The sequence below is a fragment of the Amycolatopsis orientalis DSM 43388 genome (genome assembly GCF_000411975.1).
In the GTDB taxonomy this organism is placed as follows: domain Bacteria; phylum Actinomycetota; class Actinomycetes; order Mycobacteriales; family Pseudonocardiaceae; genus Amycolatopsis; species Amycolatopsis orientalis_D.
This window is the reverse complement of the sequence record NZ_ASXG01000139.1, coordinates 23,529-50,494: the sequence shown is the minus strand read 5'-3', so window position 1 is coordinate 50,494 and position 26,966 is coordinate 23,529. Positions and strand designations below refer to the sequence as shown.

The following is a 26,966-nucleotide window of genomic DNA, read 5'->3' as shown; positions in this document are numbered from 1 at the left end:
CCCCCACGCCACCTACCGCAACCACGGCACCCACGCCGAAACCATCGAAGTCACCTACGACCCGCAGCGAACCGACTTCCGCACCCTCCTCGAGTTCTTCTTCCAGGTCCACGACCCCACCACCAAAAACCGCCAAGGCAACGACATCGGCACCAGCTACCGCTCCGCCGTCTTCTACACCACCGACGAACAGAAACGCATCGCCGAAGACACCATCGCCGACGTCGACGCCTCCGGCCTCTGGCCCGGCAAAGTCGTCACCGAAGTCACCCCCGCCGGCGACTTCTGGGAAGCCGAACCCGAACACCAGGACTACCTCCAGCGCTACCCCAACGGCTACACCTGCCACTTCCCCCGCCCCGGCTGGAAACTCCCGAAACGCGGCTGACCGATGTCCGGTCATCCAGCGGCAGCAGTCGAAACCGGGCACGTGGAACCGGTCCCCCGGCGAGTGCGCGGAATGCTCGCCGGGAAGACCATTGTGGACAGCACGCGGGCCAAATACGTCTGGGAATGGCCGTATTACCCGCAGTTCTACTTCCCGCTCGACGACGTCCTCCCCGGCGCGCTGGCGCCGGAGGCCGAGGTGGACGGTCCGGCCCGGCGGCACACGCTGCGTGTCGGCGAGACCGAAAAGCCTGCTGCCGCTTGGGTAAACGACTCTGTCCTGCCCGGACACGTCCGGTTCGATTGGGACGCTCTGGACGCCTGGTTCGAAGAAGACGAGCAGGTTTTCGTCCACCCGCGCAATCCGTACACGCGGGTGGACGCTTTGCGCTCGACGCGGCACGTCCGCGTGCGGCTCAACGGCGTGACTTTGGCGGAATCGCCGTCGCCGGTGCTGTTGTTCGAAACCGGTCTGCCGACCCGGTACTACTTCAACCGCACCGAAGTCGGTTTCACGCACCTCGTCGCCGAACCCGGGATGGGCACCGCCTGCCCGTACAAGGGCGAGACGTCCGGCTATTGGTCCGTCCGGGTCGGCGACGTCCTGCACGAGCATCTCGCGTGGACGTACGCCTGCCCGGCCGCGGCCGTCCAGCCCATCGCCGGACTGATCGCGTTCTACAACGAGATGGTGGACATCGAGGTAGACGGCGAACTTCTCCCCCGCCCGCACACGCATTTCTCGCAGTGACTACACGCGACCGAACGCCTCCACGACCGCGGCCGCCAGCCGGTCCCCGCGCTCGTCTTGCCCGGCAGGCACGGTGATGCAGACGGTGAACCGGTCCGCCCAGGTCATGATGCCCACCGCGACCGGGACCCCGGGAGCCAACGACAACACCGGGTACACCGTGCGGACGAGCGCGCCGTTGAGCACCACCGGCGACCGCGCGCCGGGCAGCACCGAGGCGATGACGCTGAACCAGGTGCCGCGGTAGACGAGCTTCGCCGCCCGGCGATGCAGCGCCGGAGGCAGAATCCCGAGCACGCGCACGACCGCGTTGCCCGCGCGCGGCGCGCCGCGGCCGACCTGCTCGGACAGCATCCGGTCCGTCGCCCGCACCCGCTCCGACAGCGACATCGCGCCAGTCGGCAGGTCCACTGAAGCCGCGCCGGTGTGGTTGCCGAGTTGCCGGAAGGTGCCGGTGTCGCGGACCGACATCGGGATCAGCACGCGCAACCGCTCCGGCGCGGTGCCGCCCAGCTCGCGGTGCAGGGCCTCGGCGACGAGCGCGAGGACGAGGTTGGTCGTCGGCACCCCGGCCCGCCGCGCGGCTTTCCGGACTTCGGGGGCGGAGAGATGCGCCCGCGCGAAGTGGCGTCGGGGAGTGTCGATCCGCTTGTCCCAGTTCACCCGGGGTGCGGCGCCGGCTCGGGCAAGGGTCCAGACGCCGCGCGCCAGTTCCGCGGCTTGGGCGCGCGTTTTGCTGCCTGGGCCGGGTTTGTCGGCTTTGCCCGAATCACCGCACGCTTCCGCTGGCCGATCGAGCCCGTGCCATACCGGGCCCGCCACGCGCGCAAGCACCCCGCGCACCGGTGCTGCCAGCCCGGCCAGCCGCGCCCGAACCGTGCTCCGCTTGGGCCGGGACCCGTTGCGCCCCAATGTGGCATTCGGTGCGTGCGACGCACCCAATGCGGCATTCGGTGCATGCGACGCACCCAATGCGGCATTCGGTACACCAGACGCACCCAATGCGGCATTCGGTGCGTCTGATGCACCCAAAGTGGCATTCGGTGCATGCGACGCACCCAATGTGGCGTTCGGTGCGCGAGACGCACCCAATGCCACATTGGGGCGGCGCAGCCATCCCCTCCGCCGAGGAGCCGCCGCCGGTTCCAGCGGTTCCTTCCCCCTCGCCTGCCCCACCAGCGCGCTGATCACCGCGATCCCGTCGCTGGCCGCGTGGTGCAGCGCGATCAGCAGCGCCCCCTGCTCCCCCTCGATCCCGGTCACCAGCCGTGCCCGCACCGGATGTTCCGGCGACACCGGTTCCGAGAAGAACGCGTCCATCTCGCGGGTCAGAACCGCGTCCAGCGGAGCATCCGGGCCGACCCGCACGGAGGTCAGCACATCCGCCGACGTCCGCCCCGGGTCCTCTTGCCACCGCGCGCGCCACAGGCCGCTGCCGGGGAGCAGCCGGGTCCGCAAACCCGGCGTCGCGGCCAGCAGATGTTCGGCGTCGGCGTGGGTGACCGGCGTGCCGTCCGCCTTGGGGTCGAACAACAGCACCGCCCCGACCTGCTGCGGCACCTCCGGGGTGGCCACGTGCACGAACAGCGCGTCCTCCGGCCGGAGCCGCTGCGTCGGCGGGTTCAACGGCGCGGAAACCAGCGACTCCAGCGCTTCCCCGAGCGGGGTGGCCGTCTCGCAATGCCGGGCGACCGCCTCCGCCATCTCCTTGAGCCGTTCCGGTTCGGCCAGCAGGCTCCGCACCGTCGCCGTCAGCTCACCGTCCTTTGTGGACACCACAGCGAGCCCGGCCGCGGCCATCAACCGGGCGTTTGCCTTGCCGTGCGCGGCGATCGGCTGATGCATCAGCACCGGCCGCCCGCACGCCAGCGCCTCCAGGGAAGTCGCCCCGCCCGCGTTGGTCACCACGACGTCCGCCGCCAGCGTGTACAGCTCCGGCTCGTCCGTCCAGCCGACCACGCGCAGCCGCGGTTCGTCCAGTGCCCGCAGCCGTTCGGCGACCGCGTCGTTGCGGCCGCAGATGGCGATCGGCACCACCGACGGGTCCGCCGCCAGCAATTCCCGCACCGTGAGCTCGATTTCGCCGAAACCCAGCGAGCCGCACGAAACCAGCGGGACGAACGCGTCCGGCGGCAAGTCCAGCTCCTGCCGCGCGGCCGTCTGGTCTCCGGGCCGGAACACTGCGCGCACCGGCGGCGCGGACACCCCCACGTGCGCCGACGGCGACGAGCGCAGCGCGGGCGCGACCGCGACGTCGTGCATCACCATGGTGAGATCGGCCGCGCCGTAAACCCAGAACGGATGCGGCGCGAAGTCCGAAACCCACGCACCGATCGGCACGGACAGTTTTCCCTTGCGGCGCAGCCAGGCCAGTCCCGCGGTGCCCATCGGATACGTCGACAGCACCAGGTCCGGCGCGAATGCGGCGACCGGTTTCGCGAGCCGCCGGCCGCACCACGCCGCGGTGAACCATCGGGACGCGGCGGCGAACCACCGAATCCGCCAGATCGCGCCGTAAAAGAACTCGTACAGCCACGGGACGCTTTCCACATTGGCGACGTAAATCCGCTGGAAAAGCCCCTCGAAACCGGGGCCGAGCCGCTCCAGCGCGTTGACCCACTTCACGGTCGCGTCCGGCCAGCGCTGCCGGATCGCGTCCTCGAGCGCGCGTCCCGTGGCGTTGTGCCCCTGCCCCATGTTCGCGGACACGATCAGCACGCGCTCCAACGCGGTCCCCTTTTCGCTAGCAGGCCGTCCCGGCGAGCCCGTACCCGTCGTCCGGGTCCGAATCGGGCCGTTCGCCGGATTCTTCCGATGCGGTTTCCTCTTCGGCCGGCGGCTTTTCCGACTCCGCCGACAAATGCGACGCACGCGTCGACAGCAGCGCGATCCCGACCACGATCACCAGCCCGGCCAGCGCCTCGCCGAACAGCGCGAGCGGCCTCCCGTCGGCCGATTCGCCCATCCAGGACAGCCCGATCGCCACGCCGACCAGCGGATCCAGCGCGGTGATCACGGCGAGCGCGGGCGTCAGGAACCGGCCCTGCTGGAACGTGTTCTGGCTCAACAGGAATCCCAGCGGCCCCACGACGCACACCAGATACAGCGTCCAGTGCCGGAACGGTTCGTCGATCCCCAGCCGGAACTGGCCCGCGACCACCTTCATCAGCCCGGCGGTGAGGCCGTACAGCACGCCGGTGGCGACCGCCAGCCCGAGCACCCGCCACGAGCCGGAATTCGTTGACGCGGCAACAACCAGCGACACCAGGGTCAGCGCGGCGAGCGCGATGCCGAGCGGCAGCAGGTCGCCGCCGCTGACGAGCGTTTCGCTGTTGCCGCTCGGCCGGGCGATCACGAGGAACGCGGCCAGCCCGGCGACGCAGAGCAGCCCGCCGGCGCTCATCGTGCGGTCCGGGCGGCGGCGCTCCAGCCGCGCGGACGCGAGCCCGGCGAACATGAGCGACGTCACGAGCAGCGGCTGGACCAGCAGCAACGGCCCGAACGCGAGCGCGACGAGCTGCAGGGCGAGCCCCAGGATGGTCGCGGCGATCCCGATGAGCCACAATGGGCGTCCGACGAGCCGCTTGAAGAGCGTCAGGTCGAGCGGTTTGCCGGTTTCCACCTCTTTGGTCGCCCTGGCCTGCGCTGCGCTCGCGAGTCCCATGCACGCCGCGCCGGCGACGGCGGCGGGGACCGCGACCACCAGCGACATCCCCGTAACTGTCACGGACTCCTCACCTCACACCGTCCCCATCCGCCGTGCTTATGCTCAAGCCTTGTCCAGGCCGAGTCGCCCGGTTGGCACCGGAGGCAGCAGAACCCGCATGCGACACCACCACACGATCGACCTCCCCTCGTTCCGCCGTCTCGTCGTGGACGGGGGCCGGCACCTGCTGGAGTCGACGCTGGTCCCGGCCGGCCTGTTCTATCTCCTGCTGACCCTGGTGAGCTTCGACAGCGGGGTCATCGCCGCGCTGTGCTGGTCGGTCGCCGTGGTCGGGACCCGGCTGGCGCTGCGCAAGAAGATCCCCGCCGTGCTGCTGCTGACCACGGCTCTGCTGGTCGCGCGCACTGTGCTGGGCCTGGCCACCGGCAGCGCTTTCCTGTACTTCCTGCAGCCGACTCTACAGAATTTCCTCGTCGCCGGCCTGTTCCTGGTGTCCGCGCCGTTCAACAAACCGCTGCTCGCCCGGCTGGCCGGCGATTTCTGCGCATTCCCCGATTCGCTGTCCGGGCACCCCGGAATGCGCAGGTTCTTCCAGCGCGTGTCGGTGCTGTGGGGACTCGTCTTCGCGGTGAACGGCGGCGTGACGCTGCTGATGCTCGCGCGGGAAACGGTCGGCAACTTCCTGATGGTGAGCACCGCGGGGTCGTATTCGGTGATCGGGCTGGCCATCGCCGGCTCGCTGTGGTGGTTCCGGCGTTCGCTGCGCTCGGCGGGCATCACGCTGCGCATGGGCCACCGTCCGGCCGCGCTGCCCGCCGCCTGATGGCCCGCACCGCCCTCGTCACCGGCGCGTCGTCCGGCATCGGCGCCGCTACCGCGCGCGAGCTCGCCCGGTCCGGCGTCCACGTGCTGCTGCACGGCCGGGACGAGGACCGGCTGGCCGCCCTCGCCCAGGAAACCGGCGGCACCGCGCTCGCCGCCGACCTCGCGGACCCCGAAGCCGCCGCGAGGCTTGCCGAACGCGCGCTGGCTGTCACCGGATCGGTGGATCTGCTCGTCAACAACGCCGGTCTCGGCTGGGCCGGTCCGCTGCCGGAACTGTCCGGCGAACGGCTGCGGCACCTGGTCGCGGTGAACCTGACCGCGCCGCTCGACCTGACCCGCGCGCTGCTGCCCGCGATGCTGGAACGCGACCGCGGGCAGATCGTTTTCGTCTCGTCGATCGCCGGACGCACCGGCGTCGCCGGGGAAGCCGTGTACGCCGCGGCGAAGTCCGGTGTGGACGCTTTCGCCGACAGCCTTCGATTCGAGTTGCACGGCACCGGAGTAACGGTAGGAATCGTGGTTCCCGGTGTGGTGCGCACAGAATTCTTTGCGCGCCGCGGCCGTCCCTACACCCGCAGCACTCCTCGTCCGGTGAGCGCCGAGCGCGTGGCCGCCGCCGTGGTGCGTGCCGCCGCGCGTCCAGGCGATTACTACGTGCCGCGCTGGCTGCGGATCCCTGTCGCGCTGCGCGGCGCGGCACCCGGCCCGTACCGCACGCTCGCGGCGCGTTTCGGCGCCGAAAGCTGACGGCTGCACGCGAACCTCCTCCCCCGGGTTCCCCATGTGCGAACGCCCGGTTCTTCCCCGGGTACCCCCGCTGCGCAGAGCCAAGCACGTCCCCGGTGCTGCCGCATCAGGGGAATTCCCCTATCAGGCGATCTCGTCCGGCTCCCCGGGCGGCCCCCAGGCCAGAGCCAGCACCAGCGTCGCGCGCACGGCCGGGTCGTCCAGCGACGGACCGAACAGGTCGTGCAGGCGGCCGAGCCGGTACGACACCGTCTGCGGGTGGATGTGCAGGTCCTCCGCGACCGCCTTGCGGTCCCCCAGATGCAGCAGCCACGACGTGAGCGTGGTGGACAGCCGTTCGCGCGCGGATTCGTTCAGCTCGGCGAGCGGGGCGAGCGCCTGTCTTCTCAGCACGTCGAGCAGCCGGTCGTCGCGGTGCACGATGATCGCGTCGAGGTGTTCGTCGGCGAACACCGGATCGTCGCTGAGCAGGTGGTCCCGGCGCAGCCGCGCGGTCACCTCGGCGATGCGCAGGCTGGCCGGGAGCCGGTCGAGCGGCACCGTCGCGCCGACCACCGCGCCGCCGCCGCGCAGCGCGCGAGCCAGCCACGCGCGCCTGCCGGGTCCGCCCGGGTCCGGCACGATCGCCACGACCACGCCGGGCCGGCGCAGCCGCAGGCAGCTGTCTTCGAGGCGGAACACCAATTCCCGCCCCAGTTCGTTGTCGTCCTCCACCAGCACGACCGCGGCGTGCTTCGGCAACCGCCAGTCCGCGCGCGCCGCCGCGGCGCGCACCGCGGCCTTGTCCGCGCGGTCGGACAGCAGCAGCGCGGTCAGTTCGTCGCGCAGCCGTTCCCGCGCGCGCACCGCGTCTGACTGCTCCTGCAGGTAACCGCGCAGCGACGATTCGGAAAGCTGGTCCACCAGAGCGAACACCGTGGTGGCGAGCGAGGCGAACAATTCGGCGGGCACGTCGAGAGCGAGCGCGGCTTCCGAAACGTGCCGCCACGCCACGCGCGCGCCGACCCGGTACGCGGACAGCAGGCTCGTCACGCGCCTGCCCTGCTGGTATTGCGCGCGCCCGATTTCCTCGAACACCGTTTGCTCCACGCCGGACCCCAGCTCCGGCAGCCGCTCGTCGGGCTCGGCCGCCATGTCGATCAGCCGCCGGACGAACCCCGCGCTGGCGGCCACGAGGTCGGCGAGTTCTTCGGTCAGGAACTCCGCGTAGTCGGGATGCTCGTCCGCGAGCTGGTCGCGGACCTCGTTGAGGATGGCGGGCAACCGGCGGGTCACCACCGTTTCCAGTTCGTCAAGCCGGGTCACCTGATCTGGTCCCATGTGTCCGGGAGTCCTTCCGTCGCAGGCAGCGGTCTCGGGTCGCCTCGGGACATCCTGTCCCCACTTTGGCCTCTCGTGCCAAGTCGAAGCCACCGAAATTCGCTTTCCGGCGGCAGAAGCCGCCCGACCGGGGTTGCGACACTGGCGGGGATGAGAGCCACATCGGGTGTCCGTCATGCTCCGGATACGTCAGGGCTGCGAGAGAAACGGCGCGCGGAAAACTTCCCGGTGGCCCTGCGGGTGCTGCCGGAACAGCTGCGCGCCGACCTCGTCGCGGTCTATTCCGTCGCGCGCACTGTGGACGATCTGGGCGACGAGGCCGAGGGCGACCGGGTGGCGCAGCTCGAGGCTTTCTCCGCCGAACTGTCCGCGGCGTTCGGCAACGGGGAACCGAAAGATCCCGCTGTCCGTGGACTTCTTCCCGCGATCCGCGCCGGACGGCTGACCGAGGAGCCGTTCCAGCGGCTGGTCCAGGCGAACATCCAAGACCAGCACGTGCGCCGTTACCCGGTCTTCGCCGACTTGCTGGCCTACTGCCGGCTTTCCGCGGACCCGGTCGGGCGGATCGTGCTCGACCTGCTCGGCGTCGGGGATCCGCGCGCGGCGGAACTGTCCGACCGGATCTGCACCGGACTCCAGCTCGTGGAGCACTGGCAGGACGTCGGCGAGGACTACCGCAACGGGCGCGTGTACCTGCCGCAGGAGGATCTCGCCGAGTTCGGCGTGGCCGAGGAGGAACTGGGCGCCGCGCACGCGTCGCCCCGGTTGAAAGCGCTGATGCGGTGGGAAACCGACCGCGCCGCCGCCCTGCTGGGCGGCGGCGCGGATGTGCTCGGGCGCCTGTCCGGCTGGGGGCGGCTCGCGGTGAGCGGCTTCCTCGCCGGCGGGCTCGCGACGGTCGACGCGCTGCGCGCGAGCGGCGGCGACGTGCTGTCCGCGCCGGTCCGGCCGAGCCGGGCCGGACTGCTGAGTTGGCTGGGGTGGCTGCAAGTCGGCACGAGGAGGCGGTCCGGATGACGACAGCGACGACGGTGGACGAGGCCTACGCGCACTGCGCGGAGGTCACCAAGAAACAAGCCCGCAACTTCTACTACGGAATCCGGTTGCTGCCGCCGGGCAAACGTGCGGCGTTGTGCGCGGTGTACGCGCTGGCCCGGATCGTCGACGACATCGGCGACGACCCCGAAGCGTCCGCCGAGACCAAGCTGCAGGGGCTCGCCGCGGTGCGGAAATCGCTCGGCGACCTGTCCGCCGCCACGGATCCGGTGTACGTGGCGGTCGCCGACGCCGCACGCCGGCACCCGATCCCGCTGGGCGCGTTCGAGGAACTGCTCGACGGCGTCGAGATGGACGTGACCGGCCGCGAGTACGTGCGGTTCGAGGAACTGGTCGAGTACTGCCGGTGCGTGGCGGGTTCGGTCGGGCGGCTGTGCCTGGGCGTGTTCGGCAGCCGTCCGGAGCCGAACGCCCCGGTGTACGCCGACGAGCTGGGGATTGCCTTGCAGCAGACCAATATCCTCCGCGACATCCGCGAGGACCTGCTCAACGGCCGGGTGTATCTGCCCAAAGAGGACCTCGACCGGTTCGGCGTCGAACTGTCCGTCGGTCCGGACGGCAAGCTGGCCGATCCCGGCGGCGGGCTCGCCGCGCTGATCCACGACAGCGCCGCGCGCGCCCGCGACTGGTACTCCCGCGGCCTTCGCCTGGTGCCCTCTTTGGACGGTCGCAGCGCCGCGTGCTGCACCGCGATGTCGGGCATCTACCGCACCCTGCTGGACCGGATCGACGAACAGCCCGCGCGCGTGTTCGACCGGCGGCTTTCGTTGTCCGGCAGGGAAAAGGCGGTGGTGGCGTTCCGGGCGCTGACCGGGATCGGCCGATGACCGCCCCGGTCGCGGTGGTCGGCGGCGGGCTCGCCGGCATCGCCGCGGCGCTCGCCTGCGCCGACGCCGGAGCGCCGGTGACGCTGTTCGAGGCGCGGCCGCAGCTGGGCGGGCTCACGCATTCGTTCACCCGCGGCGAGCTGCATGTCGACAATGGACAGCACGTGTTTCTCCGCTGCTGCACCGCTTATCGCGCGCTGCTCGACCGGCTCGGCGTCGCGGACCGGGTGGTGCTGCAGCCGCGGCTGGAAATCCCGATCCGGCTGCCCGGCGCGGCGGAGCCGACCTGGCTGCGGCGCGACGACCTGCCCGCGCCGCTGCACCTGGCCACCTCGCTGCTGCGCTACGACCCGCTGCGCCCGCTCGACCGGGCCCGGTTCGCGCTCGCCGCGCTCGCGTTGCGCCGGGTGGACCCGAAGGCGGACCGCACGGACCGCCAGTCCTTCGGGGAATGGCTGCGGCGGCACGGACAGAGCGCGGCGGCGATCGAAGCGCTGTGGGATCTGGTCGGCGTGGCCACGCTGAACGCGACGGCCGACGACGCGTCGCTCAGTCTCGCCGCGACAGTGTTCCAGGAGGGGCTGCTCACCGATCCGGCCGCGGCCGACATCGGCTGGTCGCTGGTGCCGTTGCGGGAGCTGCACGGCGACCCCGCGCGCGAGCGGCTGCTCGAGGCCGGGGCGGACGTCCGGGTCGGCACGAAGGTGCGCGCGATCAGCGAAGGCTGGCGGGTCGCCACCGACCGCGGCGAGGAGGAGTTCGGCCAGATCGTGCTCGCCACTCCCCCGCCGGTGACCGAACAGCTCGCGCCGGCCGGGGCGATCGGGCTGCCGCCGGGCTGGTCCGGCGGGCTCGGCAGCTCGCCGATCGTGAACGTGCACGTGGTGCTCGACCGGAAAGTCCTCGACGAACCGTTCGTCGCCGGCGTGCGCACGCCGGTGCAATGGGTGTTCGACCGAACGCGACAGTCCGGTTTGGACTCCGGGCAGTACCTCGCGATGTCGCTGTCCGCGGCGGACGCGCAGATCGACCTGCCCACCGCGAAACTGCGCGAGCAGCTGCTGCCCGAACTGCTGGCGCTGCTGCCCGAGGCGCGCGGCGCGCGGGTGCTCGACTTTTTCGTCACCCGCGAGCGGCACGCGACGTTCCGGCCCGGTCCCGGCACCGCCTCGCTCCGCCCGCCCGCGCGCACCGCCTTGCCCGGGCTGTACCTGGCGGGCGCGTGGACCGCGACCGGATGGCCCGCGACGATGGAAGGTGCCGCGCGCAGTGGCGCAGCTGCGGCCGCTGCCCTTCTTCAGCACAACGGTAAGAGGGAGGGAGTCGGAGCATGACCGCCGACGTATTTTCTGCCGCGAAGACGACCGCTGCGCGTTCCGCGGCGCCGCCGGTGCTCGGCCGCGCCCGGGACGTCGTGCAGCCCGCGTTGCGCGCCGCCGTCGAACGGCTGGACGACACCAGCCGCGCGATCAGCGCCTACCACCTCGGCTGGACCGACCCGAACGGCGTGCCAGTGCAGGGAAACGGCGGCAAGGCCGTGCGTTCGGCGCTCGCCGTCGTGTCCGCGCAGGCCGCGGGCGCACCAGCGGAAACCGGCGTGCCCGGCGCGGTCGCGGTGGAACTGGTGCACAACTTCTCGCTCGTCCACGACGATCTGATGGACGGCGACACCGAACGCCGGCACCGGCCCACGGTGTGGGCGCTGTGGGGGTCCGCGAGCGCGATCCTGACCGGGGACGCGATGCTCGCGCTCGCGCAGGAAGTGGTGCTGGACAGCGGTTCCCCGAACGCGGTCGCGGCCGGCCGGCTGCTCACCGAGACCACGCGCCGGCTGATCCACGGACAGTTCCTGGACGTCGCGTTCGAACAGCGCGACAACGTCACGCTCGCCGAATGCGTGACGATGGCCGCCGGGAAAACCGGCGCGCTGCTGTCCGCCAGCGCCGCGATCGGGGCCGTGCTCGCCGGTGCGCCCGCCGAAGTGGTCGACGCGCTGGCCGTGTTCGGCGAGGAGATCGGCCTGGCGTTCCAGCTCGTCGACGACGTGCTCGGGATCTGGGGCGACCCGGCGGTCACCGGGAAGTCCGTGTACTCCGACCTGCGGGCGCGCAAGAAGTCCCTGCCGATCACCTACGCCACCACCCACGGCGGCGCCGCGGGCCGCCGGCTGGCCGAGTGGCTCGCCGGGGACGACGACACCGATCTCGCCCGGATCGCCGCGCTGGTGGACGACGCGGGCGGCCGCGCATGGGCCGCCGCGGAAGCGGCGCGGCACGTCGCGACCGCCGAACAAGCGCTGGCCGCCGTCCCGCCCGGCCCGCGCGCCGACCTCGTCTCGATCGCCCGTTTCATCGCCGGAAGGGAAGCGTGATGACCCAGACCGTCCCCCGGACCTCCGCGCCCGCCGCCCGCACCGCCGCCGACACCGTCGCCGCGGCCGTCGAATTCCTGCGCCGCGAGCAGGACCGCGCCGGATGGTGGAAGGGCGAACTCGCCACCAACGTCACGATGGACGCCGAAGACCTGCTGCTGCGGCATTTCCTCGGCATTCTGACGCCGCAGACCGCCGAGGAGTCCGCGCGCTGGATCCGCTCGCAGCAGCGCGCCGACGGCACCTGGGCGAACTTCCCGGACGGCCCGGCCGACCTGTCCACCACGGTCGAGGCGTGGGTCGCGCTCCGGCTGGCCGGCGATCCGGCGGACGCCCCGTGGCTGGCCTCCGCCGCGGAGTGGATCCGCGAGCACGGCGGAATCGAGGCGACGCGGGTGTTCACCCGGATCTGGCTCGCGATGGTCGGCCAATGGTCGTGGGACGACCTGCCGAGCCTGCCGCCGGAGCTGATCTTCCTGCCGTCGTGGTTCCCGCTCAACGTCTACGACTTCGCCTGCTGGGCGCGGCAGACCATCGTGCCGCTGACCATCGTCGGCACGCTGCGCCCGGTGCGGAAGCTGCCGTTCGACGTCTCCGAGCTGCGCACCGGCAAGCGTCCGCCGAAGACGCGCGCGCCGTGGACGTGGGACGGCGTGTTCGAGAACCTCGACACCGCGCTGCACGCCTACGCGAAACTGCCGCTCAACCCGGTGCGCAAGCTCGCGATGAAGCAGGCGGCGGAGTGGATCCTCGCCCGGCAGGAGGCCGACGGTTCGTGGGGCGGGATCCAGCCGCCCTGGGTGTACTCGATTCTCGCCCTGCACTTGCTCGGCTACCCGCTCGACCATCCCGCGCTCAAGGCCGGGATCGCCGGGCTGGACGGGTTCACCATCCGGGAGAAGACCGAGCAGGGCTGGGTGCGCCGGCTCGAAGCGTGCCAGTCGCCGGTGTGGGACACCGCTTTGGCGATGACCGCGCTGCTCGACGCGGGCGTCTCCCCCGGCGACGAAACCCTGGTCCGCGCCGCGGAATGGGTGCTGGGCGAGGAAATCCGGGTGCCCGGCGACTGGGCGGTGCGGCGGCCTTCGCTGGCGCCGGGCGGATTCGCGTTCGAGTTCGCCAACGACGGTTATCCGGACACCGACGACACCGCCGAGGTGGTGCTCGCGCTGCGGCGGATGGGCAAACCGGACCACCTGCGGATCCGCGAGGCGGTCGACCGGAGCGTCGCGTGGCTGGAGGGAATGCAGTCCGGCGACGGCGGCTGGGGCGCGTTCGACGCGGACAACACCCAGGTGCTGGCCACCCGCCTGCCGTTCTGCGATTTCGGCGCGGTGATCGACCCGCCGTCGGCGGACGTGACCGCGCACGTGGTCGAAATGCTGGCCGCGGAAGGGAAATCCGGCACTCGCGCCTGCCGTCGCGGGGTGCGGTGGCTGCTGGACCACCAGGAGCAGGACGGCTCCTGGTTCGGCCGCTGGGGCGCGAACTACGTGTACGGCACGGGCGCGGTGGTGCCCGCGCTGGTCGCGGCCGGGATCCCCGGGACGGATCCGCGGATCCGGCGCGCGGTGCAGTGGCTGACCGAGCACCAGAACGAAGACGGCGGCTGGGGCGAGGACCTGCGGTCGTACGACGACCGGGCGTGGGCTGGACGCGGTGACTCGACGCCGTCGCAGACCGCGTGGGCGCTGCTGGCGCTGCTGGCCGCCGGGGAGCGGGAGTCCACTGTGGTCTCCCGGGGCGTCGAGTGGCTGTGCGAACGGCAGCGGCCGGACGGCGGCTGGGACGAGGACAAGCACACCGGGACCGGTTTCCCGGGCGACTTCTACCTGTCGTATCACCTGTACCGCGTGGTGTTCCCGCTGTCCGCGCTCGGCCGGTACGTACGGGGCGGGTCATGACCCCGATCGTCTGCACCCCGCTGCGGATCGAACAGGCCGCGCTGCGCGGCCCCGGTCCGCGGACGGTCCACACCGGACTCGGGCCTCGCCGGGCCGCCGCCGCTGCGGCCCGGCTGCCGTCCGGACCGCGGATCGTCGCGGGGCTCGGCGGCGGGCTCACGCCCTCCGTACGGCCGGGCGACGTCGTTGTCGCCACCGAAGTGCGCGGTCCTTCCGGCGTGACGCCGGTCCCGTCCGCGCCGCTGCTGGCGGGAGCGTTGCGGCGGCTCGGGCTCGCTGTCCACCTCGGACCCGTGCTCGGCAGTGCGCACGTGGTGCGAGAGCGGGAACGGGCTTCACTGGCTTCCAGTGGTGCGCTGGCGGTCGACATGGAGTCCGCGTGGCTGGCTGCCGAGGGCGAACCGTTCGCGGTGGTTCGGGCTATTGTGGACACCGTCGGGGAGCCGTTGCTGCGTCCGTCGACGGTCTCGAATGGACTCGCCGGACTGCGAAGCCTGCGCCGGGCCGCCCCCGCACTCACCGCGTGGGCCGAGGCCGTGGGACCGCGAACAGTTGTACTGGCCAGCCCGCGATCGTTCTGCGCCGGAGTGGAGCGGGCGATCGAGATTGTCGAGCGAGCGTTGGAGAAACACGGCGCACCGGTGTACGTGCGACGGCAGATCGTGCACAACACCCACGTCGTGCGCCGGTTGCAAGGCCGCGGCGCGGTGTTCGTGGACGAGGTCGAGGAAGTGCCGGAAGGCGCGACGCTCGTGTTCGCCGCCCACGGTGTCTCCCCCGCGGTCCGGCGCGCCGCCGCGGATCGCGGACTGTCCGTAGTGGACGCTACATGCCCGTTGGTTACCAAGGTGCACAACGAAGTCCGCCGCTACACCGGTCGCGGCGAGACAGTGTTCCTCATTGGACACGCCGAGCACGAGGAAGTCGAAGGAACCGTCGGGGAAGCACCGGACAACGTGGTGGTCGTCGGCGATGTCGCGGCCGCGCGCACGGTCACCGCACCCGACCCGGCACGGACCGCGTACACCATGCAGACCACCCTGGCGCTCGACGAGGCCGAAGAGATCGCGTCCGTGCTGCGCGAACGATTCCCCGGGCTTTCCGCGCCGCGCAAGGACGACATCTGTTACGCCACCACCAACCGGCAGCAAGCGTTGCGCGCGATCGCCCGCGAAGTCGATCTGGTGCTGGTCGTGGGTTCCGCGAATTCGTCCAACTCCCGGCGGCTGGTGGAAGTCTCCGAACGCGAGGGCGCCCCGGCGGTGCTGGTGGACGGCTGCGGCGACCTCGATCTGCGCCGGCTCGCCGGGGCCGGGCGGATCGGGCTCACCGCGGGTGCGTCGGCGCCGCCGCATCTGGTGGCCGAAACAGTCGGGGCCCTGCGCGGATTGGGGCCAGTCAGCGTCGCGGAAAACACGCTGACGGAAGAAGAAATGACGTTCACCCTACCTCGGGAGGTGCTCTGAGCGATGGCCATGCCGTTGCGCCAGTCTCTTCGGCTGGGCGGTTACCTGATGAAGCAGAAGCTGCTGCGCAAGGAGAAATTCCCGCTCCTGGTCGAGCTGGAACCGCTGTTCGCGTGCAATCTCAAATGCGGCGGGTGCGGCAAGATCGCGCAGCCGCACACCCTGCTGAAACAGCGGATGCCGGTGGAGCAGGCGGTCGGGGCGATCGAGGAGAGCGGCGCGCCGATGGTCTCGATCGCGGGCGGCGAACCGCTGATGCACCCGCAGATCGACGAGATCACCCGGCAGCTGCTCGCCCGCAACAAGATCATTTTCCTCTGCACCAACGCGCTGCTGCTGCCCAGGCACATCCACAAGTTCAAGCCGCACCGCAATTTCGCGTGGATGGTGCACATCGACGGTCTCGAAGAACGGCACGACGCGTCGGTGCGCAAGGAAGGCGGTTTCCAGGCGGCGGTCGCCGCGATCAAGCTCGCCAAGGAAAAGGGCTTCCGCGTCATGACGAACACGACGTTCTTCACCGGGGACACTCCGCAAGACGTCATCGACGTGCTCGACTACCTCAACGACCTCGGCGTCGACAACATGCAGATCTCGCCGGGATACGCCTACGAGAAGGCGCCGGACCAGGACCACTGGCTCGGCGTGCAGCAGACCCGCGAACTGTTCGCCAAGGCCTTCGGCGGCGGCAACCGGAAGCGCTGGCGGCTCAACCATTCCCCGGTGTTCCTCGATTTCCTCGAGGGAAAACGCGACCTGGAATGCACGCCGTGGGGCATCCCGTCGTATTCGCTGCTCGGCTGGCAGCGTCCGTGCTACCTGCTCGACGACGGTTACGCGAAGACCTACCAGGAACTCATCGAAACCACCGAATGGGAGAACTTCGGCCGCGGCAAGGACCCGCGCTGCTCGAACTGCATGGCGCACTGCGGCTACGAACCGACCGCGGTGATCGCCACCCTCGGCTCGCTCAAGGAGTCCGTCCGGGCGGCCGTCGGCCACTGACCTTCCGGACGTGAGGGGAACCTGCACGGATTCTGCTTCCTTCTGGGTTCCCCTCGCGTCCCTTCCGCAAAGCCGCCGCGCAAGGGGTTTGCGCCTCGCGCGGCGGACGTGCCATGATTGCCGCATGCGTGCGCAGCGATTTCTCCGCCCCCGGGCAGTTCCCGGGGGCTGCGCGTGCGCGCCGGGTTCCGCCCGCTGACGGCCGCGTCTCCCCTCACTGCCCGGGGGTGAAGTCCAGAACTTCACGACCCGAACTGAGGAACCCCCGTGGACCCCGTTGACCCAGCCTGGCTGCTGCACCGGATCGCCGCGCTGACCGAGGCCGCGCTCGCCGATCTCGCCCGAGCCGGCACCCCGGCCGCCGTCGCCGCCGCGCGCCGTTCGGCGCTCGGCAAGTCCAGCCCGCTCGCCGCCGTCCGCCGCGAACTCGGCCGCTGCGACCCCGCCGCCCGAAAACAGCTCGGCCTCGCGCTTTCCGAAGCACACCAACGTCTTGCCGCCGCGTTCGCCGCGAAAGCGGATGCCGAAACCGCGCTGGACCACCCGCTCGATCCCACCGTTCCCGGCCTCCTGCCGCCGACCGCCGGACTGCATCCGGTCACTCAGCTCAAAGACGACCTCGACGACGCCTTCCGCGCGCTCAATTTCGCGCTCGTCGAGGGCCCGGAAATCAGCTCCGCGGCAGTCGAATTCGACCGGCTGAACTTCCCCGCCGACCACCCGGCGCGCGAAAGCATGGACACCTACTGGCTGACCGACGGCCGGTGTCTGCGGCCGCACCTGACCGGGGCGAGCGTCCGCCACCTGAGCACGCACGAACCGCCGGTCCGGATCGCTTACCCCGGTCGCGTTTACCGCAACGAAAGCACCGACGCCCGGCACGAGCGCGCGTTCTTCCAGTACGAGGTGCTGGTGGTGGACGAGGAAGTTCCGCTCGCGACCGCCCGGTTCCTCGTCGACGTCATTCTCGGCACGGTGTTCGGCGAACCGGTGCGGACCCGGATGCGCGCCGGGTACTTCCCGTTCGTGGAGCCAGGTTTCGAAATCGACATGGCCTGCCGGGTGTGCTCGGCGCGCGGCTGCCGCACCTGCGGACGGACCGGCTGGCTCGAGGTGATGCCCGGCGGCAGCCCGCACCCGCACGTGCTGCGCGCCGCCGGGCTCGACCCGGCGCGCTGGTCCGGCTGCTACCTGAACGTCGGCCTGGACCGGCTGGCGATGATGCGCTACGGCATCGACGACGTCCGGCTGATGCACAGCGCCGACCTGCGCTTCCTCACCCAATTCGCCTGAAAGGCACCGCTGCCGTGAAGATTTCCCGGGACTGGCTCGCCGATTACGTTCCGCTGCCCGGCCATTCGCCAGACCAGCTCGCGCACGATTTGACCTTGAAGACCGTCGAAGTCGAGGGCTACGACCTCGTCGACGGCGACGTCGTCTTCGAGATCGACAACAAATCGCTGACCCATCGCCCCGACCTGTGGGGACACTACGGAATCGCACGCGAACTGTCCGTCCTCTATGGACTTCCGCTCGCCGCGCTCCCTCGCGCCGCCCGGCCGCCGGCCGTCCGCGGCCTCGTCCAGGCCGATCCCGCCTGGCACCGGCGAATCCTGGCCTTGCAGTGCACAGTGGACAGTTCCGTGCCGACCCCGGCGTTGCTTCGCGACCGGCTCCGGCGCGTCGGCCAGCCCAGCCGGAACCTGTGCGCCGACCTGAGCGCGTACGTGATGTTCGCGGTCGGTCAGCCGAGCGAGGTCCGCGTTTCCGGCGACGCACTCGTCCTGGAGATCCCGACCATGGTCCCGAGCCGAGCCCGCCGCCGCGCCCGGACCGAAGCTTCAGTACGCCAGGAGAAAGGCCTGGACACGCAACGTGCCGACCAAGCCGCCGACCTGTTCCTCCACCTCCTCAGCGAAATCGATCCGTCCGCGACCGCACCCGGCGAGGAAGACATCGTCCTCGCCGCCACTCAACGCGCCGAAATCGAAGTAAGCCTCGCGGAGATCGAACGCCGGCTCGGAATCCGGCTCCCCGGGAGCGAGATCCTGCGGATCCTCCGCGCCCTCGGCTGCACCGTCGAAATCACCGGCGAACTGCTGCACGTCGTCGCTCCGTCGTGGCGTTCCACCGGCGATCTCTCGCTGCCGGTGGACATCGTCGAGGAACTCGCTCGGATCCACGGCTTCGACGCACTCCCCGCGCCCCGCCCCGTGGTCGAGCTGGTCCCGCGCCCACGGCTCCCCTTGAGCCGGCAGATCCGGGAGGCGCTGGCCGCGCGCGGCGGGGCAACGGAAGTGCTGACCTACCCGTGGTCCGCTGACCACCTGCTCACCGCGTGCGGGCTCGATGCCCCGGTCAGGCTTGACCATCCGCCAGCACCGGACCGCGCCCGGTTGCGTCCGTCGCTGCTCCCGAATCTGCTCGAAGCCGCGGCCGCCAACCTGCGCTACTACGACGAGTTCAGCATCTTCGAAGTCGGCACCGTCTTCGCCGCCGCCGAACGGACCTCCGCCGGAATCCTGCTGGCCGGGCCCGACGGAGTCGAACTGTTCCGCCGGGCCAAGGGGTTGGTCGAGCTCATCCGCCGGCATTGCCATCTCGCCGCGGTGGACCTGTCCGGCACCCCCGACCTGACCTGGGCAGACCCGTCCGCACGGCTGGCGATCCGCCCGGCGGGCGCGATGGCCCTGGTCCGGCCGTCGGTGCTCCGCGCGGCGGGCATCGACCGGGGCGCGGTCGCGTGCGTCGAACTGGACCTCGACGCACTGCGCACGCACCCTTCCCGGGAGAACCGCTACGTCCCGGTCGGCGACCTGCCGGAGTCGGACTTCGACCTGTCCGTCCTCGCCGCCGACGCGGTGCCGTGGTCCCTGGTCGCCGACACCGCGACGCAGGCCCACGCCTTGGTGCAGCAGGTGGCCTATGTCGGCGAGTATCGGGACGCGAAGCTCCCGGCGGGCCACCGGTCGCTCACCTTGCGAGTCACGCTCCGGCCGCGGACCGCGACGCTGACCGCAAGCGAAATCGCCGCCGCCCGCTCGGAAGTGCTGGCTGCACTCGAGCGGGCGGGGGCGCGGTTGCGGTGAGACTCAGCCGAGGCCGGATTGGGCGATGACGTGCGCGATGCCGATCCGTACCGCGGTGAATCCACCGTGGACGAACGATTCGGCCAAGTCCGCGGCGGGCTGGTCCGGGTAATACCGCTCGGCGATGCCCGCCGCCACCCGCCGGATCTGGTCCGGCTCGGCCGAAAGCCGCGCCGGGCCTTCGACGGTCACGAAGCTGTAGGGTTGCCGCTCGTCGCTGATGCAGACCGCGACCCGTCCGTCCCGCGCGAGGCTTTTGCCTTTGACACTCCCCGGGGACAAGGCGAAGACGAGTTCGTCCCCGTCGAGAACGAAACAGATCGGGGTGACGTGCGGCCGTCCGTCGGCGCGAGTGACAGCCAGGTGGGCAAGCCTCGTGCCCTCGGAGAGGAAGGCGCGCCATTCGCGGTCGGTCATGGTGGTCATCGATTTGTTCCCTTCTCGATTGTCTGTCCACTCCGGACACGGAGGCGTCCGGCGACTGCTTGCTGTGCCAGGAAAAGCAGGAACCCGGCGGCGAACGCAGTGGCACCCAGCCACGTCCGGCCGCCTTGCTGCAGCAACACCGTGCCCGCCATCGGGCCGAGGACCGCGCCGAGACTCCACGCACTCGACGCGACGCCCAGGTAACCGCTGCGCAGGTCGGGCGGCGCGAGGGCGGCGAACGTCGCCCCGAATTGAACCGCCAGCCCGATCTGGCCGAGGCTGAGAACGACGACCGCGATGGCATAGCCGGCAATGCTCGGCGTCAGGGCGGCCAGACCGCCGCCCGAACCCACCAGCGACATCGAGACGGCGAGCACCGTCCCCCGGTCGCGATTCGCCAGCACCGCGACCGCCAGCGGTTGAAGGACAACGATGGCGAACCCATTCAACGCGAGCACGGCGCCGTAGGTGGCGGAACTGAAGTGGTGCGCAGTCATCAACAACGGCAAGGTGGCGAACGCCTGCATGAGCAAGGTAAAGCAGCCGACGTGAATCAGCGTCATGGTGAGCATCAGACGGTCCGCGCGCAACACCGGCAGCAGCGCGCGTCTCCGCTCGCTCGCGGCGGAACGGGTCTCCGGCACCATAGCCACCACGATCAACGCCGCCGCCAGCATCGCGACCGCGTTCAACCAGAACAGCAGGCCGTAGCCGCGACTGGCCAACACCCCGGAAACCGTTGCGGCAACGGCATATCCGAGGTTCGCTGCCCAGTAAAGCAGGCTGTATGCCCGCACCCGCTGCTCCGGCGGAAGGTCCGCCACCGAGGCGGAGCCCGCCGGACGGAAGAGCCCGGCAGCGAGGCCGTACCCCACCGCGGCACCCCAGATGACCGGCGTCGTTTCGGCGGATCCCAAGGCGGCCAAGGCGATCGCCGTCCCGAGAAACCCGAGAAGCATCGTCTTCCGCCGCCCGATCCGGTCCCCGAGCCAGCCGCCGAGCAGCTGCGACGCGAAGTCGCCGATGCCGACCGCCGCCACCACCGCTCCGGCCGCCGCGGGGGTCATTCGCTGCTCCTGCGTCAGGTACAGCACCAGCATCGGCTGCACGAACGCACCGCCCCTCGCGACGAGGTGGCACGCGCCCAGCGCCCAGGCCAGCGAGGGCAGCCTGCGAGCGGAAGTTCTCCCGGCGGTGATCGTTGCGACTGTCATGGCAACGACGCTAGAAGCGGCCAGAGATTAAGAAAAGCGATTGTTTACGATGAAATCCATCGTGATGGGTAATATACTGGCTTGATGGCCGACCTGGACCTGCGGCAACTGACGACGATGCTCGCGATCGCCGAGGAGGGCACGTTCTCCCGCGCGGCGACCCGGCTGGGCTACACGCAGTCGAGCGTGAGCCAGCACATCGCGGCGCTGGAACGCTCCCTCGGCGGCGCGGTCTTCGACCGGCCGGGCGGCCCGCGTCCGGTGCGGATCACTCCCCTGGGCAGCGTGGTGCTCGACCACGGCCGGGAGGTGCTGGCGAAAGCCGAAGCCCTGGCCCAGGCCGTCGACCGGTTCAAGGCCGGGGAAGGCCGCATCGACGTCGGCACCCTGCAAAGCGTGTCGCACGCGATCCTGCCGACCGTGCTGCGCCTGCTCCGGGAGGAGCACCCGCGCTGCGAAATCCGCCTGTCGGAACCCGACGATCCCCGGCTGGGCGAACTGGACCTGCTCTTCCACGACGGCCTGACCAGCGAAGACACCGTCCACGTGCGGTTGCTGGACGACCCTTACCTGGTCGTCGCACTCCCCGCCGCCCTGCCGTCCGGCCCAGTGCCCGCGCAGGAGCTGGACGGCGCCCCGATGGTGGCCTGGCCGTCGACCTGCGACCAGCCCAGACTCGAGCACACCCTCGCCGACGCTGGCGCCCGCCCGCGCATCGTGTTCCGCTCCGCGGGCACCGAGACGATTTTGTCGATGGTGCGCGCCGGCATGGGACTCGCCGTCCTGCCCTGGCTGGCGATCCACCAGGTCGTCTGCCGCGACTGCGGGGCGATCCACGGCCCGGAGGGCTGGCCGGACCTGCAGGTGCACGACCTCGCCCCGACGCCGGTGCGCTCGATCTACCTGCACTGGCCGCCCGGCCGCGACGCCGAGTCCCCGCTCGCGGCGCGAACCATCGAGGTGGCGATCGAGGTGGCTCGGGAATTGGCCGGGCAGGCACCGCCAGTGCGGACCTGATCCGTTGGCTGGCGGGCCGCCGTCGCCCGCCGACCCGCCGCGAGCCAACCGAACCACCCGGACAGTCAGCTCAAGGGCCACCCGCCCTTGCTCGCCACCAACCCGCCACCGCGCACAGGCCAACCGAACCACCCGGCCAATCAACCCGGGCGGCCCCGCCCGCACCCCTCAACCGCCCCAAATGCCGCGCGAACTCGCCGCCAGCCCAAGGCCGCCACGCCGCCATCCGCCGCAAGGCCGCAGACCAACCGAACCACCCGGCCAATCAACCCGAGCGGCACCGTCCGCGAGCTCGCCCGCCGCCGAATCGGGCCATCGCTCCGGCCTCGCCAAGCCGAGGGTGCCATCAGCACCCCCGGCGACCGATTCGCTCAGGCCGCCGTCGCGTCCACCGTGACCTCGACGCTCCCGCCCAGCGCCTTCGAATACGGGCAGGTCTGGTGCGCGGCCGCGGCCAGCGCGTCGGCGGTCTCCTGGTCGACGCCGGCCAGCTCCAGGTGCAACGCGGCGCTGAGCCAGAAGTTCGCCTCTTCGTGATGCAGCGTCACCTCCGCGACGACCGCCAGGTCCGCGAGCTTCACCTTCCGCTGCGCCGCGGCGATCCGCACCGCCCCCATCAAACACGACGACCAGCCGGCCGCGAGCAGCTGCTCCGGGTTCGTCGCGCCGCCGTTGCCGCCCAGTTCCTTCGGGATGGCGAATTTCAGGTCGAGCGCGCCATCGGACGAAACCGCGCGTCCCCCGTTCCGGCCTTCGCCAGTGGTCGTGACAACGGCGGTGTAAGTGGTTTCAGACATGACTTTCCTTTCCCAAGAATTCCCGGAATCCGCTGAGGCCGGTAGGCCGAGAACTTCGCGGAACACCGAGGTGACCAGGCCGCTTGTCGAGCTCGGCGACGAGCAGAACCTTTGCACGCCTACTCATCACCGGTCAAGACGGTTACTTATTTATGTGGCCCGCAACTCATCGACCCGCGCGCTGGTTAACCCCTGCTTGCTGCACGATTCGTCACCTGTCAGACTGGTGCGCATGGAACACGCCTTCCCCTGCGGGAACCCGGCGCTGGACTTCGTCGGCACGCTGCGCGCCCGCCGCAACGACGAACCGGCCGAGATGCTCGGGTCGCCGCGCAGCCTGGACGCCTGGTTCCGCGAGTCGGGCGTCACCGACACCGACCCGGCGAGCACCGCCGCGGACCTGGCCGGGGCGATCGCGGTCCGCGAAGCGATCTACTCGCTGGTCGCCGCCCGGCTGGTCGGCCGCGAGTACGACTCGGAGGCATTGACGCTGGTCAACGAGGCGGCGGCACAACCGGACGCGGTCCCGCAGCTGACCCGCACCGGACGGCAGGTCCGGGCGACCGCGGCGCAGGCGTTGTCGACGGTGGCCCGGGCCGCGGTGACGATCCTCGGCGGACCGGACGCGGACCTGCTGAAGGAATGCGGACGGCCCGAATGCACGCAGGTGTACCTCGACCACTCGCGCGGGTCGCGGCGCGAATGGTGCGCGATGGCCACCTGCGGAAACAAGATGAAGGCGGCCGCTTACCGGGCGCGCCGGCGAGGCAATCCCCCGCTGACCCCCTCCCGGCAGTCCTGAACATCCGGCCGGCCGAGCCGCCGGTTCGGACCCCCCCTCGGCGCAAGCACGTCGAACCGCACCGCGCGCCGAGACTCCGAGACGGCCGCGTTCGCCGAAGCCAGTGCATTCCGGCTCGCCTCCCCGGAACACCAGCCACCGCCAGCTGCGCGAAAAAGCCGCAGCCGCAAATACCGCCCCATCCGAACGTCCAACCAACCAGTTGATCATTCCCGGCGGAATCCGTTCAACCCTCCGTAAGTCGGGGATTTCGAAGACCGGGCAGAATTGCTGCACCAGACCACCTCGCCCGCGCGCTTTCCTTGCGCCCGCGCAGCTTTCGACTATCCACTATGGACAGTCCGGAACGGACGAAATCACACTGGGTGGCCGCAATCCGCGCTTCGCCACCCGTCCGGCGCAATCGGGAAACCGTCTGCGCGAGCACCGCAAGAGACAGCGGTCTTGGCTGACAACGTTGACGGATAACCTCTCCCCCGCCTTTCTTTGCCAGCTGTTGACCTTTCCCGAAGTTCGGGCGTATGGTCTAGACCAAGGAGCCCACCCCTTCGCTCCCCCTGGTGCGAGCCGGCTCCCGGAAAGCCGGTGCGTCGTTTTGTCGTACCCGCACGAGGAAACGAGCATTCCCCGAAGGAGCTGTCCATGAAAGCGAACCGGAAACTCGTCGCCGCCGCCGTCGGCACGGCGATCGCCCCGGTGCTCGTGCTGATCAGCCCGGCAGGCATCGCCAGCGCGCACGGGTACGTCAACGCGCCGGCGAGCCGGCAGGCCCAGTGCGCGCAGGGAGTCGTTTCCTGCGGCCAGATCAAGTGGGAACCGCAGAGCGTCGAAGGACCGAAGGGGCTGCACAGCTGCAGCGGCGGCAACGCCCAGTTCGCGGAACTGGACGACAACAACAAGGGCTGGAAGGCGACGCCGGTCGGCTCCTCGGTGGCCTTCACCTGGAAGTTCACCGCCCGGCACCGCACGTCCAACTACGAATACTGGATCGGCAACGACAAGATCGCCACCGTGGACGGCGGCGGCCAGCAGCCCCCGGAGACGGTCACCCACAACGTGAACCTCAAGGGGCACACCGGAAGGCAGACGGTGCTCGCCGTCTGGAACATCGCGGACACCGCGAATGCCTTCTACGCCTGCATCGACCTGCAGGCGAGCTGACCCGAAGGTCCGCATCAGACACCGAGGCACGGGCCGTGGCGGCGGCCCGTGCCTCGGTGCGCGTCCGAGGGAATTCGCCGGGAATGACAAAACCGGCCAATTTACCCCGTACTCGTTGACCCGCTTTCCCGGCCGTGACTAGCGTGCCGGTCACCGGAAAAGGACACGACTCCAGGAGGCGGTTTTCCTTGATTTCCCGGCGGGCATTCCTCGGCGCATCCGCGGCAGCCGCGACATTTCCACTCTGGAACTCCGCGTTCGCATCCGCGGCCACTCCCGACACCGCGAAGGTGGCCTTCGACGATCAGTCCGGCGCCGGGCAGACCTACGCGTACATCACCGGCACGACACTGGACAACCGGCTTGTCGTGCTGAAAGCCGACGGCACGCCGTACTATCCGCCGTCGCCGGGCAGCGACCACACCCCCCTCGGCGAGGACTGCGCGATTCCGCTCCGCTCGCTTTCCCAGGTCACCGTGCCGAAAATGTACGCGGCCCGGATCTATGTCGCACTCGACAGCAAACTGGACTTTTTCGTCAACCAGGGACCGGCGCTCGTGCACCCGAGTTTCCTCGCCGCCGACGACCCGAATTACCAGCGGAACTGGTCGTTCTGCGAATTCACCTTCAACAACGACGTGCTGTTCGCCAACATCAGCTACGTCGACTTCGTCGCGATTCCGCTCGGCCTGCACCTCACCACGACCGGCTCCGGCGACCAGACCGTGCCCGGCCTGCCCGCCCGCTCGCTCGACCCGATCTGTGACGCGCTCAACGCCCAGGGCGGCAAATGGGGCACGCTCATCGAAACCGGCAGCGACGGAAAACCGTTGCGCGCCCTGTCCGCGCACTACCGCGCCGACCAATTCGGCGGATACCTCGACGGCTACATCGACGAGGTGTGGCAGAAATACGCCAGTGAAACGCTCACCGTCGACACCCAGGTACCCGGCCTCGGCGCGTTCACCGGCAAGGTCGGCGCGGACGGTGTACTCGCCTTCGACAACGGCGAGCGCTTCGACAAACCCGCCACGCCGGACGTCTGGAGTTGCGACAGCGGACCGTTCGCCATCAAGCCGGGCGACAGCGACGCACGCAAAGCGATCATCCCCCGGCTAGCGGCGGCCCTCAACCGCACCACTCTGCGCGACAATCCGAAACAGCCGACCGGGGAAGACCCGGCGAAGTTCTACCAGAACCCGGAAACCAACCACTACGCACGGATCGTGCACAGCAAACTGCCGGACAACCGCGGTTACGCCTTCCCGTACGACGACGTCTCCCCCGGCCCCGATTTCAGCGGCGCGGTCCAAGCAGGCGACCCGGATACGCTCACCATCACGGTGAACGCCTTGCGCTGAGCCAAAGAAGTGCCGCGGTCCTTTTCGGCCCGCGGCACTGTCGTGCGGGCAATCCCGCCTCGGCGATCTTCACTCCCGCGACCCCAACGCCGCCGAAACGACCAGCCGAATCGGTTCCAGCTCAACGTTTTCCACTGCCGCGGTGCCCGGCGTTTCCTCGATCGCCGGCTCGACCTTCAACAACACCCGAAACACCCGCGGCAGTACAGTTCGCCCGACGAGATCCTCGGCGAGCGCCGCCGCCTTCCGACGGTCCATTTCGTACTGTGCGGCCAGATACTCCGCGAGCCGCGTGTACATCACCGCGAACATCGCATCGTAGTAGGCCTTCGCGCTGTCCGGCAACCGCTCGGCAGCCGAAATGCACAGCCGGCACGTCTGCGCCTGCGGCTCCCAGGTCAGCAACTGCTGGAACCGCCCGCAGAACAGCGTGACCGCCTCGACCGGGTCGTCCGCGTAGACGTCCGGGGTCCGCAGCTTGCCGAGGTACAGCTCGCGGACCAGGTCGAGCACCGCGAGGAAGAGCTTGTCCTTGCTCTCGAAGTGCGCGTACAGCGACCGCTTGGAGGTCCCCGCGCTGGCCGCGACGGCGTCCATCGACGCGCGCTCGAACCCGGTTTCGAGGAACACGTTCTTCGCCGCAAGCAGGATGTGCTTGCGCAACTGTCCGCCCCGCAGCTGGGACCCGCCTTCACGCGCCATCTTGCCTCCGCCAAAAGTAAACGGTACGGTGGAGTTTACTTCTTCCTCCACCTCCGAGACAGTCTCCTGGA

General features: G+C 70.3%; 24 protein-coding genes. 17 read left to right on the top strand and 7 right to left on the bottom strand.

The window, feature by feature from the left end:
• Positions 1 to 388, top strand: a 388-nt coding sequence (gene msrA / locus L942_RS28830) for a peptide-methionine (S)-S-oxide reductase MsrA (protein WP_037366530.1), incomplete at its 5' end; no start/stop codon positions are given.
• Between the two features lie 42 nt (positions 389 to 430).
• Positions 431 to 1,138, top strand: a complete 708-nt coding sequence (locus L942_RS28825; protein ID WP_235079456.1) for a DUF427 domain-containing protein — start codon at positions 431 to 433, stop codon at positions 1,136 to 1,138.
• Here the strand turns inward: L942_RS28825 and L942_RS28820 are convergent, their stop codons facing one another.
• A complete protein-coding gene (locus L942_RS28820) occupies positions 1,139 to 3,856 on the bottom strand; it encodes an MGDG synthase family glycosyltransferase (protein WP_051166323.1) in 2,718 nt (905 codons plus the stop codon).
• A gap of 25 nt (positions 3,857 to 3,881) precedes the next feature.
• Positions 3,882 to 4,865, bottom strand: coding sequence for a DMT family transporter (locus L942_RS28815; protein WP_235079453.1), 984 nt, complete (start codon positions 4,863 to 4,865; stop codon positions 3,882 to 3,884).
• Positions 4,866 to 4,962: 97 nt separating this feature from the next.
• On the opposite strand from L942_RS28815, the gene L942_RS28810 reads away from it, so the two are divergent.
• Complete coding sequence (locus L942_RS28810) at positions 4,963 to 5,628, top strand: VC0807 family protein (RefSeq protein WP_037366524.1); 666 nt, start codon at positions 4,963 to 4,965, stop codon at positions 5,626 to 5,628.
• Positions 5,628 to 6,377, top strand: coding sequence for an SDR family NAD(P)-dependent oxidoreductase (locus L942_RS28805; protein WP_037366522.1), 750 nt, complete (start codon positions 5,628 to 5,630; stop codon positions 6,375 to 6,377). Before L942_RS28810 ends, L942_RS28805 begins: the two co-directional genes overlap by 1 nt.
• Before the next feature lie 123 nt (positions 6,378 to 6,500).
• On the opposite strand, the gene L942_RS28800 is transcribed toward L942_RS28805, so the two are convergent.
• Positions 6,501 to 7,697 carry a PucR family transcriptional regulator gene (locus L942_RS28800; RefSeq protein WP_051166318.1) on the bottom strand — a complete coding sequence of 399 codons (1,197 nt, stop codon included), beginning with the start codon at positions 7,695 to 7,697 and terminating at the stop codon, positions 6,501 to 6,503.
• A gap of 150 nt (positions 7,698 to 7,847) precedes the next feature.
• Here L942_RS28800 and hpnC point away from each other — a divergent pair, with 150 nt between their 5' ends.
• The 9 genes from hpnC (at position 7,848) to L942_RS28755 (ending at position 19,415) form a co-directional block, all read left to right on the top strand.
• Positions 7,848 to 8,714 (top strand): squalene synthase HpnC, encoded by an 867-nt coding sequence (hpnC, locus tag L942_RS28795; protein ID WP_200862955.1) that lies wholly within the window; start codon positions 7,848 to 7,850, stop codon positions 8,712 to 8,714.
• Positions 8,711 to 9,580 carry a presqualene diphosphate synthase HpnD gene (gene hpnD / locus L942_RS28790; protein WP_037366517.1) on the top strand — a complete coding sequence of 290 codons (870 nt, stop codon included), beginning with the start codon at positions 8,711 to 8,713 and terminating at the stop codon, positions 9,578 to 9,580. The genes hpnC and hpnD overlap by 4 nt, the downstream gene beginning before the upstream one ends.
• Complete coding sequence (gene hpnE, locus L942_RS28785; RefSeq protein ID WP_037366515.1) at positions 9,577 to 10,914, top strand: hydroxysqualene dehydroxylase HpnE; 1,338 nt, start codon at positions 9,577 to 9,579, stop codon at positions 10,912 to 10,914. Before hpnD ends, hpnE begins: the two co-directional genes overlap by 4 nt.
• Positions 10,911 to 11,951 carry a polyprenyl synthetase family protein gene (locus L942_RS28780; RefSeq protein WP_106965071.1) on the top strand — a complete coding sequence of 347 codons (1,041 nt, stop codon included), beginning with the start codon at positions 10,911 to 10,913 and terminating at the stop codon, positions 11,949 to 11,951. The genes hpnE and L942_RS28780 overlap by 4 nt, the downstream gene beginning before the upstream one ends.
• Complete coding sequence (gene shc, locus L942_RS28775; RefSeq protein ID WP_037366514.1) at positions 11,951 to 13,855, top strand: squalene--hopene cyclase; 1,905 nt, start codon at positions 11,951 to 11,953, stop codon at positions 13,853 to 13,855. The genes L942_RS28780 and shc overlap by 1 nt, the downstream gene beginning before the upstream one ends.
• Positions 13,852 to 15,321, top strand: a complete 1,470-nt coding sequence (gene ispH, locus L942_RS28770; protein WP_037366511.1) for a 4-hydroxy-3-methylbut-2-enyl diphosphate reductase — start codon at positions 13,852 to 13,854, stop codon at positions 15,319 to 15,321. The genes shc and ispH overlap by 4 nt, the downstream gene beginning before the upstream one ends.
• A 3-nt stretch (positions 15,322 to 15,324) precedes the next feature.
• On the top strand, positions 15,325 to 16,326 hold the full coding sequence (gene hpnH / locus L942_RS28765) for an adenosyl-hopene transferase HpnH (RefSeq protein WP_037366509.1): 1,002 nt from the start codon (positions 15,325 to 15,327) through the stop codon (positions 16,324 to 16,326).
• A 267-nt stretch (positions 16,327 to 16,593) separates the two neighbouring features.
• Positions 16,594 to 17,619, top strand: a complete 1,026-nt coding sequence (locus L942_RS28760; protein WP_200862954.1) for a tRNA ligase subunit PheS family protein — start codon at positions 16,594 to 16,596, stop codon at positions 17,617 to 17,619.
• Positions 17,620 to 17,633: 14 nt separating this feature from the next.
• On the top strand, positions 17,634 to 19,415 hold the full coding sequence (locus L942_RS28755; RefSeq protein WP_037366506.1) for a hypothetical protein: 1,782 nt from the start codon (positions 17,634 to 17,636) through the stop codon (positions 19,413 to 19,415).
• Between the two features lie 3 nt (positions 19,416 to 19,418).
• Here L942_RS28755 and L942_RS28750 read toward each other — a convergent pair whose 3' ends face one another.
• Complete coding sequence (locus tag L942_RS28750; protein ID WP_081655277.1) at positions 19,419 to 19,841, bottom strand: PPOX class F420-dependent oxidoreductase; 423 nt, start codon at positions 19,839 to 19,841, stop codon at positions 19,419 to 19,421.
• Positions 19,838 to 21,055, bottom strand: coding sequence for an MFS transporter (locus L942_RS28745; RefSeq protein ID WP_037366503.1), 1,218 nt, complete (start codon positions 21,053 to 21,055; stop codon positions 19,838 to 19,840). The genes L942_RS28750 and L942_RS28745 overlap by 4 nt, the downstream gene beginning before the upstream one ends.
• Before the next feature lie 84 nt (positions 21,056 to 21,139).
• On the opposite strand from L942_RS28745, the gene L942_RS28740 reads away from it, so the two are divergent.
• A complete protein-coding gene (locus tag L942_RS28740; protein ID WP_037366502.1) occupies positions 21,140 to 22,072 on the top strand; it encodes a LysR family transcriptional regulator in 933 nt (310 codons plus the stop codon).
• Between the two features lie 371 nt (positions 22,073 to 22,443).
• Here the strand turns inward: L942_RS28740 and L942_RS28735 are convergent, their stop codons facing one another.
• The gene (locus tag L942_RS28735) at positions 22,444 to 22,869 is read right to left on the bottom strand and encodes an Ohr family peroxiredoxin (RefSeq protein ID WP_037366499.1); all 426 of its coding nucleotides are present in this window, start codon (positions 22,867 to 22,869) and stop codon (positions 22,444 to 22,446) included.
• A 232-nt stretch (positions 22,870 to 23,101) separates the two neighbouring features.
• Here L942_RS28735 and L942_RS28730 point away from each other — a divergent pair, with 232 nt between their 5' ends.
• From L942_RS28730 to L942_RS28715, 3 genes are all read left to right on the top strand, one after another.
• The gene (locus tag L942_RS28730; protein ID WP_081655276.1) at positions 23,102 to 23,671 is read left to right on the top strand and encodes a CGNR zinc finger domain-containing protein; all 570 of its coding nucleotides are present in this window, start codon (positions 23,102 to 23,104) and stop codon (positions 23,669 to 23,671) included.
• Between the two features lie 642 nt (positions 23,672 to 24,313).
• Positions 24,314 to 24,832 (top strand): lytic polysaccharide monooxygenase auxiliary activity family 9 protein, encoded by a 519-nt coding sequence (locus L942_RS28720; RefSeq protein ID WP_037366483.1) that lies wholly within the window; start codon positions 24,314 to 24,316, stop codon positions 24,830 to 24,832.
• A gap of 290 nt (positions 24,833 to 25,122) precedes the next feature.
• Positions 25,123 to 26,193, top strand: a complete 1,071-nt coding sequence (locus tag L942_RS28715; protein ID WP_326929364.1) for a glycoside hydrolase family 64 protein — start codon at positions 25,123 to 25,125, stop codon at positions 26,191 to 26,193.
• Positions 26,194 to 26,262: 69 nt separating this feature from the next.
• Here the strand turns inward: L942_RS28715 and L942_RS28710 are convergent, their stop codons facing one another.
• On the bottom strand, positions 26,263 to 26,895 hold the full coding sequence (locus L942_RS28710; protein ID WP_037366479.1) for a TetR/AcrR family transcriptional regulator: 633 nt from the start codon (positions 26,893 to 26,895) through the stop codon (positions 26,263 to 26,265).
• Positions 26,896 to 26,966: the final 71 nt, after the last annotated feature.

What these genes read in the sequence shown, in the direction of transcription:
- L942_RS28810 (WP_037366524.1), top strand. Translation starts at nt 4,963, where the DNA reads ATGCGACACCACCACACGATCGACCTCCCCTCGTTCCGCCGTCTCGTC.
- L942_RS28805 (WP_037366522.1), top strand. Translation starts at nt 5,628, where the DNA reads ATGGCCCGCACCGCCCTCGTCACCGGCGCGTCGTCCGGCATCGGCGCC.
- L942_RS28800 (WP_051166318.1), bottom strand. Translation starts at nt 7,697, where the DNA reads ATGGGACCAGATCAGGTGACCCGGCTTGACGAACTGGAAACGGTGGTG.
- hpnC (WP_200862955.1), top strand. Translation starts at nt 7,848, where the DNA reads ATGAGAGCCACATCGGGTGTCCGTCATGCTCCGGATACGTCAGGGCTG.
- hpnD (WP_037366517.1), top strand. Translation starts at nt 8,711, where the DNA reads ATGACGACAGCGACGACGGTGGACGAGGCCTACGCGCACTGCGCGGAG.
- hpnE (WP_037366515.1), top strand. Translation starts at nt 9,577, where the DNA reads ATGACCGCCCCGGTCGCGGTGGTCGGCGGCGGGCTCGCCGGCATCGCC.
- L942_RS28780 (WP_106965071.1), top strand. Translation starts at nt 10,911, where the DNA reads ATGACCGCCGACGTATTTTCTGCCGCGAAGACGACCGCTGCGCGTTCC.
- shc (WP_037366514.1), top strand. Translation starts at nt 11,951, where the DNA reads ATGACCCAGACCGTCCCCCGGACCTCCGCGCCCGCCGCCCGCACCGCC.
- ispH (WP_037366511.1), top strand. Translation starts at nt 13,852, where the DNA reads ATGACCCCGATCGTCTGCACCCCGCTGCGGATCGAACAGGCCGCGCTG.
- hpnH (WP_037366509.1), top strand. Translation starts at nt 15,325, where the DNA reads ATGGCCATGCCGTTGCGCCAGTCTCTTCGGCTGGGCGGTTACCTGATG.
- L942_RS28750 (WP_081655277.1), bottom strand. Translation starts at nt 19,841, where the DNA reads ATGACCACCATGACCGACCGCGAATGGCGCGCCTTCCTCTCCGAGGGC.
- L942_RS28745 (WP_037366503.1), bottom strand. Translation starts at nt 21,055, where the DNA reads ATGACAGTCGCAACGATCACCGCCGGGAGAACTTCCGCTCGCAGGCTG.
- L942_RS28740 (WP_037366502.1), top strand. Translation starts at nt 21,140, where the DNA reads ATGGCCGACCTGGACCTGCGGCAACTGACGACGATGCTCGCGATCGCC.
- L942_RS28735 (WP_037366499.1), bottom strand. Translation starts at nt 22,869, where the DNA reads ATGTCTGAAACCACTTACACCGCCGTTGTCACGACCACTGGCGAAGGC.
- L942_RS28730 (WP_081655276.1), top strand. Translation starts at nt 23,102, where the DNA reads ATGGAACACGCCTTCCCCTGCGGGAACCCGGCGCTGGACTTCGTCGGC.
- L942_RS28720 (WP_037366483.1), top strand. Translation starts at nt 24,314, where the DNA reads ATGAAAGCGAACCGGAAACTCGTCGCCGCCGCCGTCGGCACGGCGATC.
- L942_RS28710 (WP_037366479.1), bottom strand. Translation starts at nt 26,895, where the DNA reads ATGGCGCGTGAAGGCGGGTCCCAGCTGCGGGGCGGACAGTTGCGCAAG.